The organism is Streptomyces sp. NPDC046303 (genome assembly GCF_055588085.1).
The window spans coordinates 61,765-74,647 of record NZ_JBVJFA010000013.1 but is presented as its reverse complement, the minus strand read 5'-3'; the positions used below and the strand labels follow the sequence as shown (position 1 = coordinate 74,647).

11 protein-coding genes are annotated in these 12,883 nt (G+C 74.7%); 3 read left to right on the top strand and 8 right to left on the bottom strand.

Annotation, left to right across the window (positions count from 1 at the left end; translation table 11 throughout):
- Nucleotides 1–132: 132 nt before the first annotated feature.
- Complete coding sequence (locus ACZ6I1_RS15755) at nt 133–2,232, bottom strand: HelD family protein (RefSeq protein ID WP_469287425.1); 2,100 nt, start codon at nt 2,230–2,232, stop codon at nt 133–135.
- A 289-nt stretch (nt 2,233–2,521) separates the two neighbouring features.
- Here ACZ6I1_RS15755 and ACZ6I1_RS15750 point away from each other — a divergent pair, with 289 nt between their 5' ends.
- On the top strand, nt 2,522–2,707 hold the full coding sequence (locus tag ACZ6I1_RS15750) for a hypothetical protein (RefSeq protein WP_469287424.1): 186 nt from the start codon (nt 2,522–2,524) through the stop codon (nt 2,705–2,707).
- Nucleotides 2,708–2,726: 19 nt separating this feature from the next.
- On the opposite strand, the gene ACZ6I1_RS15745 is transcribed toward ACZ6I1_RS15750, so the two are convergent.
- From ACZ6I1_RS15745 to ACZ6I1_RS15735, 3 genes are all read right to left on the bottom strand, one after another.
- Entirely contained in the window at nt 2,727–4,370 is a 1,644-nt protein-coding gene (locus tag ACZ6I1_RS15745) for a DNA repair helicase XPB (RefSeq protein WP_469287422.1), read from the bottom strand.
- A gap of 135 nt (nt 4,371–4,505) precedes the next feature.
- The gene (locus ACZ6I1_RS15740) at nt 4,506–5,114 is read right to left on the bottom strand and encodes a DUF4291 domain-containing protein (RefSeq protein ID WP_469287421.1); all 609 of its coding nucleotides are present in this window, start codon (nt 5,112–5,114) and stop codon (nt 4,506–4,508) included.
- Between the two features lie 42 nt (nt 5,115–5,156).
- Nucleotides 5,157–7,640 carry a helicase-associated domain-containing protein gene (locus ACZ6I1_RS15735; protein ID WP_469287419.1) on the bottom strand — a complete coding sequence of 828 codons (2,484 nt, stop codon included), beginning with the start codon at nt 7,638–7,640 and terminating at the stop codon, nt 5,157–5,159.
- Nucleotides 7,641–7,725: 85 nt separating this feature from the next.
- Here ACZ6I1_RS15735 and ACZ6I1_RS15730 point away from each other — a divergent pair, with 85 nt between their 5' ends.
- Nucleotides 7,726–8,715 carry a hypothetical protein gene (locus ACZ6I1_RS15730; RefSeq protein ID WP_469287418.1) on the top strand — a complete coding sequence of 330 codons (990 nt, stop codon included), beginning with the start codon at nt 7,726–7,728 and terminating at the stop codon, nt 8,713–8,715.
- 154 nt (nt 8,716–8,869) lie between these two features.
- On the opposite strand, the gene ACZ6I1_RS15725 is transcribed toward ACZ6I1_RS15730, so the two are convergent.
- Genes ACZ6I1_RS15725 through ACZ6I1_RS15715 form a run of 3 tightly spaced genes read right to left on the bottom strand, consistent with a single transcriptional unit; the run spans nt 8,870 to nt 11,723 of the window.
- A complete protein-coding gene (locus ACZ6I1_RS15725; protein ID WP_469287639.1) occupies nt 8,870–9,655 on the bottom strand; it encodes an ABC transporter ATP-binding protein in 786 nt (261 codons plus the stop codon).
- Between the two features lie 5 nt (nt 9,656–9,660).
- A complete protein-coding gene (locus ACZ6I1_RS15720) occupies nt 9,661–10,704 on the bottom strand; it encodes a FecCD family ABC transporter permease (protein ID WP_469287416.1) in 1,044 nt (347 codons plus the stop codon).
- Nucleotides 10,701–11,723 (bottom strand): FecCD family ABC transporter permease, encoded by a 1,023-nt coding sequence (locus ACZ6I1_RS15715; protein ID WP_469287414.1) that lies wholly within the window; start codon nt 11,721–11,723, stop codon nt 10,701–10,703. The genes ACZ6I1_RS15720 and ACZ6I1_RS15715 overlap by 4 nt, the downstream gene beginning before the upstream one ends.
- A gap of 94 nt (nt 11,724–11,817) precedes the next feature.
- Between ACZ6I1_RS15715 and ACZ6I1_RS15710 the strand changes: the two genes are divergently transcribed.
- Complete coding sequence (locus ACZ6I1_RS15710) at nt 11,818–12,453, top strand: HAD family hydrolase (RefSeq protein ID WP_469287412.1); 636 nt, start codon at nt 11,818–11,820, stop codon at nt 12,451–12,453.
- 40 nt (nt 12,454–12,493) lie between these two features.
- On the opposite strand, the gene ACZ6I1_RS15705 is transcribed toward ACZ6I1_RS15710, so the two are convergent.
- Nucleotides 12,494–12,745 (bottom strand): hypothetical protein, encoded by a 252-nt coding sequence (locus ACZ6I1_RS15705; protein WP_446592461.1) that lies wholly within the window; start codon nt 12,743–12,745, stop codon nt 12,494–12,496.
- Nucleotides 12,746–12,883: the final 138 nt, after the last annotated feature.

Here is a 12,883-nt window from a genome sequence, read left to right as displayed (position 1 = left end):
CGGCGGGGCTGGGTTGTGCCTGGCCGTGGGCTGGATTGGCTGAGGTGTGCCGGCGGCATCAGCCAAATTCAGCCTCGCCGGCGTTTGAGGCGCGGGGTCTGGGGCGGAGCCCCAGGGGGACGGGTCGCGGGGTCAGGTCAGGGCCGGGGGGAGGGGGGCCGCGTGGAGGGCCGTCAGGCCCGAGACGGCTCGGGTGAGGCAGACGTACAGGCGGCGCAGGCCCGTCCGTTCGTCCGGCTCGCCGTCCACGATCGCGGCGGGCTCGTCCAGCACGACGTAGTCGTACTCCAGGCCCTTGGCCAACGAGGCCGGGACCAGGGTCAGGCGGGACTCCGCCGTCGTCTCCTCGCCGGGGGCGAGGTAGGCGAGGCCCGCCGCCCGCAGGGCCTCCGCCAGGAGCGGGATCCGCGCGTCCGCCGCGATCAGCCCGACCGAGCCCTCGTGGGCCAGCGCGCCCCGGCAGGCCGCCAGTACCGACGCCGTCAGCTCGTCCGGCCCGGAGACCGGAGAGATCCGCAGCGACCCCGGCGTCTCGCGCACCGAGGAGACCGGAGCCAGCCCCGGCGCGATCGACGGCAGCAGCCGCGACGCGTACGCGATCACCTCGCGCGGCACGCGGAAGCCCGCCGTCAGCTCCTCCACCACCGCCTGCGGCTTCCCCAGGTGGGCCAGCGCCTCGTCCCAGCTGCGCGTGGCCCACGGGGTCGTGCCCTGCGCCAGGTCGCCGAGCACCGTCGCCGAACCCGTCGTACAGCGCCGCCCCACCGCCCGGTACTGCATCGGCGACAGGTCCTGCGCCTCGTCGACCACGACATGGCCCAGCGACGGCGTCCGCTCCACCAGGTCGGCCGCCTCGTCGATCAGGACCAGGTCCGCCGCCGACCACTTCGCCGACTTCACGCTCCGGAACGGCTTCGGCCACAGCAGCAGCTTCTGCTCGTCCGCCGTCAGGACGTCCGCCGCGTGCAGCGCGAGGAAATCCGGGTCCGACAGCAGCCGCAGCACCAGCTTCGCCGGTTCGACCGGCGGCCAGATCTCCTTGACCGCGGCCTTCACGGCCGCGTTCCGTGCCACCGCGTCCTGCACGCGGTCGTCCGGCGCCTCGCCCGCCTGCTCCATCCGTACGAGCACCGCGTGCGCGATCCGCTGCGGCAGCGCCTCGCGGGCCGCCCCGTAGCGGATGTCGCGCTCCTGCAGTTCCCCGACCATCTCGGCGATCTCGTACGCCGGCACCCGCCATCGGCGCGAACCGCGCACCACCATCAGCGCCTCGGAGGGCTGCGTGACGTGCGAGACGAGCGCGCGGCGCAGCACCTCCGCCATCCGGGCATCGCCCTTGACCACCGCGGTTTCGGCCGCGTCCGAGCCGCGTACCTCCAGGCCGTCGCGCGCCACCAGGTCGTCGACGGTGGCCTGCTTGACCTCCAACTCGCCCAGGGCGGGCAGGACCTGCTCGATGTAGTGCAGGAAGGAACGGTTCGGCCCGATGACGAGGGTGCCGGTGCGGGCGAGCCGGTCGCGGTGCGCGTACAGCAGGTACGCCACCCGGTGCAGGCCGACCGCCGTCTTCCCGGTGCCGGGGCCGCCCTGCACGCACACGGAGCCGGACAGGCCGGAGCGGACGATCTCGTCCTGCTCGGGCTGGATCGTCGCGACGATGTCCCGCATGGGACCGACGCGCGGGCGCTCGATCTCCTGCTGGAGCAGCTTGCTGACGGCGGCCGCTTCGGAGGGGTCGGAGAGGTGCTCGTCCTCGTACGCCGTGAGCTCGCCGCCGGTGTAGCCGAACCGGCGGCGCAGCGCGATGTCCTGCGGGTCGGCCTTTGAGGCCCGGTAGAACGGCTGGGAGACGGGCGCCCGCCAGTCGATGACCATCGGATCGCCGTCGGCGTCGTGGACGTGGCGGCGGCCGATGTAGAACTGCTCCCCCTGCGCGCCCTCGGCGAGCTCCGCCCCCGGCGCGTGCAGGTAGTTCAGGCGGCCGAAGAAGAGGGGGGTGTGGGCGAGGTCGGCGAGGGCCTTGATCCGGTCGTCGATCTGGGCCTGGAGGACGATCGCGTTGACCCAGTTCGCGGTGACGTCGCGGATGTCGAGGGCCTCGACGTCCTCGCGCATGGCGCGGAGCGCGGCGCGGGAGGCGGTGAGGTGCGCGCGCTCGCGTGCGAGGGGACCGGCGCTCGGGTCGGGTCCGGCATCGGGTCCGGATACGGGTTCGGGGGCGTGCGCGGGCACGGGACGGCCTCCAGCTGCTGGTACGGAACAGATGCCGACCGGTTTCCGTCCGGTGGGCGGCTCTCCCCGATGAGGCGGCGGGAGGCGGCAAGAGCGGAGAGTGTAGCCACCGCGGCCGGGCCGCGCGAATGGATTTCGGCGGTCCTCCGAACGGGTGTCATACCTCAGGGTGTGAGACTTCGGGCAGAGCCACTAGGGGGTTCCATGAGCCCCAAGGAGGACCCCGGAGGCCCGGAGGTTCCGACCCCGGGGCGATGCCGCGGCGCCCACGGAAACCCACCATGGACACATGAGCACCGCAACCTTCACCCCGGTCCAGGGCGGCGTCCCTCGCGGCGCCACCGCCACCTCCGATGTCCACCCGCGCCACGGCTTCGGCGGCCTGCTGCGGGCCGCCAAGGTCTTCGCCGCGGCCGCCGTGAGCGTCGTCGTCCTCGGCGAGTACGCCGAGGACGCGGGCGTCATACGCCGCTGACCGCTCCGCTCCGCTCGGCTCAGTCGCTCGCCAGCAGCTCGTCGGCGTCCATGATCCGGTAGGCGTAGCCCTGTTCGGCGAGGAAGCGCTGGCGGTGCGCCGCGAAGTCCTGGTCGATGGTGTCGCGCGCGACCACCGAGTAGAACCGCGCCTCGTGCCCGTCCGCCTTCGGCCGCAGGACGCGTCCCAGCCGCTGGGCCTCCTCCTGGCGGGAGCCGAAGGTCCCCGACACCTGGATGGCGACCGTCGCCTCCGGCAGGTCGATCGAGAAGTTCGCGACCTTCGACACGACCAGCACGCTGATCTCGCCCTCGCGGAACGCGTCGAAGAGCTTCTCGCGCTGCGCGTTGGAGGTCTCGCCCTTGATGACGGGCGCGTCCAGGTGCTCGCCCAGCTCGTCGAGCTGGTCGATGTACTGGCCGATGACCAGCGTCTGCTCGCCCTGGTGCTTGCGCACCAGCGCCTCGGTGACCTTCCGCTTCGTCGCCGTCGTCGCGCAGAAGCGGTACTTCTCCTCGGTCTCGGCGGTCGCGTACGCGAGGCGCTCCGACTCGGTCAGGTTCACCCGGACCTCCACGCAGTCGGCGGGCGCGATGTACCCCTGCGCCTCGATCTCCTTCCACGGCGCGTCGAACCGCTTGGGCCCGATGAGCGAGAAGACGTCCGACTCGCGCCCGTCCTCGCGGACGAGCGTGGCCGTCAGGCCGAGGCGCCGGCGGGCCTGCAGGTCGGCGGTGAACTTGAACACCGGCGCGGGCAGCAGGTGCACCTCGTCGTAGACGATCAGGCCCCAGTCGCGGGAGTCGAACAGCTCCAGGTGCGGGTAGACGCCCTTCCGCTTGGTCGTCAGGACCTGGTACGTGGCGATCGTGACGGGCCGGATCTCCTTGCGGGTGCCGGAGTACTCGCCGATCTCCTCCTCCGTCAGCGAGGTCCGCTTGACCAGCTCGTGCTTCCACTGGCGGGCCGAGACGGTGTTCGTGACCAGGATCAGCGTGGTCGCCTTGGCCTTCGCCATGGCCCCGGCGCCCACCAGCGTCTTGCCCGCGCCGCAGGGCAGCACGACCACACCGGAACCGCCGTGCCAGAACCCCTCGACCGCCTGCTGCTGGTACGGGCGCAGCGCCCAGCCGTCCTCGGCCAGGTCGATCTGGTGGGCCTCGCCGTCGACGTACCCGGCGAGGTCCTCGGCGGGCCAGCCCAGCTTCAGCAGCGTCTGCTTGATCTGCCCGCGCTCGGACGGGTGCACGGCCACGGTGTCGGCGTCGAGCCGCGCCCCGACCAGCGGGGTGATCCGCTTGGACCGCAGGATCTCCTCGAGCACGGGCCGGTCGGTGCTGGTCAGGACGAGCCCGTGCACGGGGTGCTTGGAGAGCGTGAGCCGGCCGTAGCGGGCCATCGTCTCGGCGACGTCGACGAGCAGCGCGTGCGGAACGGGGTAGCGCGAGTACTCCACGAGCGCGTCGACGACCTGCTCGGCGTCGTGCCCGGCGGCCCGGGCGTTCCACAGCCCGAGCGGGGTGATCCGGTAGGTGTGGATGTGCTCGGGAGCCCGCTCCAGCTCGGCAAAGGGCGCGATGGCACGCCGCGCGGCTCCGGCGAGCTCGTGGTCGACCTCGAGAAGGAGTGTCTTGTCGCTCTGGACGATGAGAGGCCCGTTCACGCACGTCCCTTTCCGGCAGGGGTGGTCCACCCGGGCGCGGGCGGCCAAACCTCCAGTGTGCCGTATCGCGGCGCCGGCGGGTCGGGTCCAGGCAGCGGTCGGGCCGGACGGTCCCTTCGACGCCGCGCGGATCGACTACGCGCCGAGGTGAGCCAACGGGCCCGCCGCGTACGGGGTTTCCACCGGGAGAAGGGCGCGCGCCGCCGCCTCGTCTCCGGAGCGGAGCAGTGAGCGGATCTCCCGGGCCAGCGGGGTGACGTCGCGGATGGCGACCGTCCACTCGTCGGCGTAGGCGCGCGACGCCGGCCCGGACAGGCCCAGCTGGAGCGAGCGGTGCGGCAGCGCGTTCAGGTGGAGGTCGCGCTCCGGGTCCCACTGGACCCGGGCCGGCGCCGCGCGCAGCGACCGCTGCCAGGCCTCGCGGTCCGCGTGCACCCCGGGCCGGTAGTGGGACAGGCAGGCCCCGCGGAGCGCCTCGTCGAAGCCGGAGCGGGTGATGTCGATCGCCAGCACCGTCTCCTGGTCGGCCTTCGTGGCCCAGCCGCAGCGGTACATCATCCACAGGAACGACGGCTTGATCCACGTCATCCGCTCCCGCTTCCAGGCGGGCGGGAACCGGCCCTCGCGGGCCGCCGGGACCCCCAGGCGGGGGGCGTAGGCCTGGTACACGGTGAGGGTGGTGTCGGTGTGCGCGGCCCGGATCTGGCGGTCCGGTACGCGGGGTGCGTCCTGTACGTCTGGCATGGATCAAGGGTGCGGTGGCGCGGACCGCTGCGGCCAGCGGTTTTACAGGTGCTCCTCCGCCAGCTCCGCGACCCCCGTGATCCGGTGCAGCGCGTACGTCCGCACCTCGTCCGCCGTGTGGTCGTAGCCGGTGACGAAGCCGCCCTCCACCCGGACCGGGGCGAGGACGCGCTGGCTGGCCGCGCCGTCCGCGTTCACGTAGCCGATCCACACCGCCGAGCCCGTCAGCGCGGCCGCCTGCACCGTCGCGAGGGTCTCCGCGGCGCTCGTACGGGGGAGTTCGCCGGGCGCCCCCACCGCGGCGGCGGGCTCCTTGCGCACGGCCGTGGCCGCCAGGTCGCCCGCGCGGATCGCCCGTACCGCCGCCCCCAGCAGGGTGTCGTCCGGCACCGGCGGCCCCTCCGGCACCGGTACGGGCGCCGAGCGCGGCGGCGTGCGGCGGGCGTCGGCCCGGCCGACCAGCACGTCACCGGTCAGGGACTCCGCGGCCGGCGCGTACCCCATCGCCCGCAACCCCTCCAGCAGCACGGTCGGTTCGGCCTGCGCGGCCAGCACGGTGTCGGCGAGGCGGCGCAGACCCAGTCCCGCCGAGCGCTTGTCGGCGAGGATCTCGCCGAGCATCGCGTCGTCGTCGCAGCGCACGTACGAGGACGCCGCACCGACCCGCAGGTGCCCGTGCCGCCGCGCGACGTCGTCGATCAGGTAGGACAGCGGCTGCGGCACCGGCGTGCGGCTGTGTTCCTTGAGGAAGGCGTGCAGGTCGGCGGCGGCGTGCCCGGCGTCCAGCGCCCGGCGCACCGACCCGGGCGTGAACCGGTACACCGTCGCCCCGCCCTTGGACTCCACGTCCGCGAGCACCGCCAGGGTGTCGCCGAGCGGCCGCCGCAGCGGGCCGGGGGCCACCGCCGTCAGATCGGCCTGCAGCAGCACGTGGTCCACCGGCTCCGGCAGCAGCGGGGCCAGCAGCGGCGCCGGGTCGCGGTGCTCCAGCAGGGCGCGGCCGAACGCGCTGAGCGCACCCCGGCCGGTGACTCCGAGGACCTCCGCCTCGGTCAGCGTCCACCGCGCGAGGCGGGCGCGCAGGTCGCTCGTACCGCGGACGGGACGCTCCCACGCGAGCCGGTCCAGCACGGCCTCGGGCGCGGGGGAGGCCCCTTCGGGCAGCGCGGCGAGGAGCTCCAGGACCCGTCTGCGCACCTCGGGGGCGGCGGAGCGGTCGAGCTCGGGGCCGAGCACGGACAGGGTGCGGCCCTTGCCGTCCTGCTCGCCGACCAGACCGGACGTCCGGGTGGCCGGCAGCCAGGCCGCCGCGAGGGCCGACCACCGCTCGGGCGGCGGCAGTTCGCACCAGTCGTCGAAGGCGGGGGTCGGCGCGTACCGTTCGTCCGCCTCCCCGTCGCTGGCCAGCAGACCGGCCGCGTAGGCGAGCTCGATCCAGAACGCCGCCGCCGTCTCGGTGGTGTCCAGGGCGGCAGCGGCCCGCTTCAGGTCCCGTACGGCGAGCCCGCCCGCGCGCAGCACCAGCGGACCGGCGTGCTCCCAGGACTTCACCAGCTCCTCGACGGTGGACAGGGCGGCCAGCGCCTGCCCGGCGGCGTTCGCGTCCACAAGCTGTGGACGGTGCTCGTGGTGCGCGGTCACCGGCGGAGGCAGCGGCGCGGTGTCCCGGTGCGCGAGGCCGCCGCGCAGGTGCAGCGCCACCTCGCGGGGCAGGACCACCGTCCGCGGGGAGGCGGGCAGCAGCAGGCCGCGGTCGCGCAGCCAGCGCACCGGCGCCGTCGGATTCGGGGTGACCTCCCCGTACGGAGGCCCCCACACGAGCCGTCCGAGCACCTGGTGGGCCTCCGCCGGGGCCTCGTCCAGCAGCGCCGACATCCGCCGCGGGTCGGTGAACAGCGCGGTCAGCGCCGAGACCGCGGACACCGGGTCGTGCGTGGCGGGCAGACCGACGGCCGCCACGATCTCCTGGATCCGCGTCGGCGACATCCCGGCCGTGGCCTCGGCGACGGTCGGGCCGAGGCCCGTCGGGGAAGGCCGCTGTGCGGAGGGCGCGAGCAACTCGCGGGCGGTGCGCACCAGACGGAGCCGCTCGTCGTCACCCCACACCAGGGCCTGGTCCCGCAAGGTGGCCAGCGCCCCGGGGAGCGCCGCGCGGGCCCCGTTGTCGTGGCCGGTGGTGCCCTCCTGGCCGGTCAGCAGCGACTCCAGCACCGGGTACGGGCACGGGTCGGGGGCCACCGCCAGGGCCTCGGCGGTCTGCAGCGCGAACCGGTCGAGCCGCTCCAGCGCCCGCACGACCGAGGCGCGGGTCCCGGCGCGGGTGGCCAGCTGCGTCACATCGCCGGGCACCGGGCTGAGCAGGTCCGGGCGGGCGTGCAGCAGTGCGGCGAGCGCCGCGTCGTCGCGGGCGCGCAGCGCCTCGGCGAGGGAGCGCGGGGCGCCTCCCGCGGAGCCCCCTGCGGTGCTTGCCTCAGGCACGGTCGTCGCCTCCTGGTCGCGTCGGCCGGTCAGTCGGCCGGTCCCCATCCGGCCAACGGTATCCGCTGAGCCCGCGGCCGCTCCACGGGCGCACGCGCTACCTTCGGGACAGGCGGTAAGGGAGGAGCCGGGCGTGGGGATCGAAAGCGACCAATTGGTCTACGAATATCTGAGCCGCGTCGGGGACTTGGCGCAACAGCGTCAGCTGTCCTCCGGGGACCGGATGCGGTTGGTGGCGGGGCTGCGGGACGAGATCGACCGTCGGCGCGCCCGCTACGAGCCGGACACCCCGGCCGCCGTGCGCGGCATCCTGCAGCGGCTCGGCACGCCGGAGGAGGTCCTGGCCGGGCACGCCACCGCCGGTACGGGGTCCGCGCCGGTGGTGCCCGTCCCGGCCGTGCCCGCGCAGCGGGGGCCGCGCGGTGCGAAGCCGCCGGCGGCGCCGGCCGCGGAGCCGCGCAACGTGCCGCCGCACCTGGCCGGACTCGACGAACTCGGCCCCTCCGGCGGATCCGAGCCCGAGTGGTGGCGGGTCGGCCCGGGCGCGTACGGGGCGGGGCCGCAGGTCGACGGGTTCGCCGGCGGCATCGAGTTCCCGGAGCCGGAGGACGGCCCGGACGAGGCGGCGGCCACGCCGGAGCCGGAGCCGGACCCGGCCGCCCAGGCCGGGCCGCGGGAATCGGGCGTACGGGGCCTCGTACGGTTCCTGCGGGAGCGGCGGCGGGCGAAGAAGGAGGCGGCGGCGCAGGCGGCGCCCGCCGCGGAGCCGGAGGCCGCCGCCGGCCCCCGGCCCCGCCCGAACGCCTTCCTGCTGCTGGCCGCGGCCGTCCTCCTCGCCGGTGCCGTCACCGGGTACTGGCTGCTCCTCGTCGTGGGCTGGCTGCTGCCGTACGCCTCGCGGGTGCTGGGCCCCGCCGAGCGCAAGTGGGCGGTCTTCGGACCGCCCGGCGTGGTCCTCGCGGGGGCGCTGGTGTGGCTGTGGGGCCGGATGAACGGCAAGTGGGGCGAGTCTCTGGCGCAGGACCAGCTGAGCGGTGCGCTGCACGGCATGTGGCCGTGGCTGCTGCGGGGCGCCGCCGCGGCCTCCATCGCGTACCTGGTGTGGCGGGCCCGCCGCCGCTGAGCGACTCGCCGGGGCCGGTCCGGTGTGCAGCGGAGGCCGCGGCGCGGAACCCGGCGGCGGAACCCGGCGGCGGAACCCGACGGCGGGGCCGGGCTCGCGCGGCGGGGGCCGGTGCTCACGCGGCGGGGCTGCGCTCACGCGGCGGAGGCTGCGCTCACGCGGCCGGGGCTCCCGGGATCACCAGCGGGGAGCCGGTCACCGGGTCCGGGACGACGATCGAGTCGAGGCCGAACACCTCGCGGACCAGGTCGGCGGTGACCACCGACGCCGGCGGGCCCTCGGCCACCACGCGGCCCGCCCTCATCGCCACCAGGTGGTCGGCGTAGCGCGCCGCCTGGTTGAGGTCGTGGAGGACGGCGACCACCGTGCGGCCGCGCTCCCGGTTGAGCCGGCGGACCAGGTCCAGGACCTCCACCTGGTGGGCGATGTCCAGAAAGGTGGTCGGCTCGTCGAGCAGCAGCAGTTCGGTGTCCTGGGCGAGGGCCATCGCGATCCACACCCGCTGGCGCTGCCCGCCCGACAGGGCGTCCACCGAACGGTCCGCCAGGTCCGAGACCGAGGTACGGGCCATCGCGTCGACCACGGCCCGCTCGTCCGCCTCCGACCACTGCTGCCACCAGTGCTGGTGCGGCTGCCGCCCCCGCGCCACCAGGTCGGCGACCGTGATCGCCTCCGGGGCCACCGGGGACTGCGGGAGCAGCCCGATGGTCTGCGCGATCTGCCGCGTCGGCAGCGAGGACAGCGCGGCCCCGTCCAGCAGCACCGCACCCGAGCGCGGCTTCAGCAGCCGCCCGAGCGCCCGCAGCGTCGTCGACTTGCCGCACGCGTTCGGGCCGACGATCACCGTCACCTTCCCGTCGGGGACGGCCAGGTCCAGGTCCTCGACGACCACCCGGTCCTCGTACGCGAGCGTCAGCGCGCTCGCCGAGAGACGGCTCATCGCGGTCATGCCTTGCCTCCGGTGCGGCTGCGGACGATCAGCCAGATCAGGTACGGGGCCCCCACGGCGGCGGTCAGCACGCCCACCGGGAGCTCGGTCGGGGACAGCAGCCGGCGAGCGAGGAGGTCGCCCAGGACGACGATCACCGCACCCGTCAATGCCGAGCACAGCAGCGGGATCTGCGCGGTACGGGTCATCCGCCGGGCGATCTGCGGCGCGAGCAGCGCCACGAAGTCCACCGGCCCCGCCGCACCCGTCGCCACCGAGGCCAGGACCACGCCCAGCGCGATGAGCCCGAGCCGGACCCGCCCCAGCCGCACCCCGAGCGCCGTCGCGGTGTCGTCGTCGAGGGAGACGGTGCGCTGCGCCCGCGCCGCCCACAGCACGCCCGGCAGCAGCGCCGGCAGCACCCAGGCCAGCGGCGTGGCGACGTCCCAGCCGCGCCCGTTGAGGGAGCCGGTCATCCAGATCTGCGCCTGCTGGGCGACCAGGTAGTCGCCCTTGGTCATCAGCAGGGTCGTCACCGACCGCAGCGCGATGGCGAAGCCGATGCCGATCAGGACGAAGCGGGTCGCGTGCAGGCCGCCGCGCCACGCGAAGAGGTAGACGAGGACGGCGGCGACGAGACCGCCGAGCACCGACAGGTACGGCAGGACGGCGTACGAGGTCACCCCGAAGGTCAGCGCCGCCACGGTGACGGCGCCCGCACCCTGGCTGATGCCGATGATGTCGGGGGAGGCCAGCGGGTTGCGGGCCACGGTCTGGATCAGCGCGCCCGCGACGCCGAAGGCCAGGCCGACGAGCAGCCCGGCCGTCATCCGGGGCAGCCGCAGGGTGCCGACGACCAGCTCGTCCGGGGACGGCTGCCCGAGCAGCACCTTCACCACCTCGCCGGGGGCGGTGAAGGACTCGCCGACCGAGAGGTACACGACGCAGACGGCCGCCAGCACGGCGGCCAGGCCCAGCGCCGCGGCCGCGGCCCGGCGGTGCAGCAGGAACGAGCCGCGCCCGGCCCGCACCAGGGTGTATCCGAACGGCACGGCGCTCACGCGGCCACCGCCTTGCGGCGGACCAGCGTGACCAGGAACGGCACCCCGATGAGCGCCGTCATCACCCCGGCGGGGACCTCGCCCGGGGGCACGACGACCCGTCCCGTCACGTCCGCGACGAGCAGCATCACCGGCCCGATCAGCGCGGCCATGGGCAGCACCCAGCGGTGGTCGCCGCCCACGACGGCGCGCGCGATGTGCGGGACGGCCAGCCCGATGAAGGCGATCGGCCCGGCGGCCGCGACCCCGGCCCCGGTCAGCACGGTCGCCCCGAGCCCGCCGACGATCCGTACGGCGGCCACGTTCTGCCCGAGCCCCCTGGCCACGTCCTCGCCGAGTGCCAGCGCGTCCAGGCCGCGGGCCACGGACACCACCAGGACGACGCCCACCAGCAGGAACGGCCAGATCTGGTGGACCACCTGGAGGTCCCGTCCGGCCACCGAGCCGACCTGCCAGAAGCGGAACTCGTCCAGCGCCGAGGCCTTCGTCGTCAGCACCCCCGTGGTGACCGACACCAGCAGCGCGTTGATCGCGGCCCCGCCCAGCGCCAGTTTCACGGGGGTCGCGCCCCCGCGCCCGCCGGAGGCGATGGCGTAGACGGCGACCGAGGCCGCCGCCGCCCCGGCGAAGGCGAACCACACGTACCCGCTCAGCGTGTGCACCCCCGCGAAGGCGATGGCGCAGACGACCGCGACCCCGGCTCCCTGGCTGATGCCGAGGATGCCGGGGTCGGCGATCGGATTGCGCGTGATGCCCTGGAGCGCGGTCCCGGCCAGCGCCAGGGCCGCACCGACCATCAGGGCGATCAGGGTGCGGGGGACGCGCAGGCTGCGCACCACGTCGGCATCGGGGCCGCCCGCCCCGTGGACCAGGGCGTCCCACACCGTGGAGGGCGCAACGGGACGGGCCCCGACGGAGAGGGAGAGGACCACCGCGCATATCAGCGCGGCGAAGGCGGCTGCCGTCCACCCGATACGACGGGTCGTCAGGGCACGCCGGAGGGCGGGCGGTGCAGACATGTCACCTATTTCATGATCTTGTAAGGCAAACCTAAGTCTACGTTCCCCCGTTGTCGGCCCGCTGTCGGCCCGGGTGCCGGTCCGCCTCGGCACAATGGCGGGTATGGACCTCACCGTCGGCTTCGACCTAGACATGACCCTCATCGATTCGCGCCCGGGAATCAAGGCCGCCTACCAGGCACTCTCGGCCGAGACGGGCACGTTCATCGACGCCGACGCGGCGATCACCCGGCTGGGGCCGCCGCTCGAGGAGGAACTGGCGTACTGGTTCCCCGAGGCCGAGATCCCGGCCGTGTCGGACCGCTACCGGGAGATCTATCCCACATACGCGATCGAGCCGACCCCCGCGATGCGGGGCGCCCGCGAGGCGATCGAGGCCGTCCAGGCGCTCGGCGGCCGCGCGATCGTCGTCACCGCCAAGCACGAGCCCAACGCCCGCCTGCACCTGGCTCACCTGGGCATCGAGCCGGACGCCGTCATCGGCTGGCTGTGGGCCGAGGCCAAGGCCGGGGCGCTGCGCGAGTACGGCGCGCAGGTCTACGTCGGCGACCACGTGGGCGACGTACGCGGCGCCCGCACGGCCGGCGCGCTGTCCGTGGTCGTGCCGACCGGGCCCTGCCCCGAGCCGGAACTGCGCGCGGCGGGGGCGGACGTGGTGCTCGCGGACCTCACCGAGCTGCCGCAGTGGCTCGCGGAGTACGTCGCCGCCCGGCAGCCGGCCACCCCCTAGCGCTGTGGCCGCGGGCTGTGGCCGTGGGCCCTCGCCCCGGCTACGCCTGCGAGGCCCGGGCCGCCCGGCGCTGCGCCGCGGCCGAGCGGAGCACACCCGCCGCGGAGATCGCGAAGCCGACGCCCATCAGCATGCACACGGCCCACGCGTACGACGGGAACGGGTCGACGTCCAGGAACAGCGGAGCCATCGTCGCGAGGGTGGCCACGGCGCCCACGATGAAAACGATGCCGCCGGCCTTCACCAGGGCGTCGCCGGGCCGTGCTTCGTCGGCAGGAGGAGTAACAGTCACCCCACCAGGGTAGTTCCCTGGCCTGAGGTGGCCGACGGCGAAGGACCGGGGAACGTCTTGTCACCGGGCCCTCGACCATTAGCCTTGAGGTGGCGGGTCACAGTTGACCCGCTGCACTGTTATCCGGAGCCGTTCCAC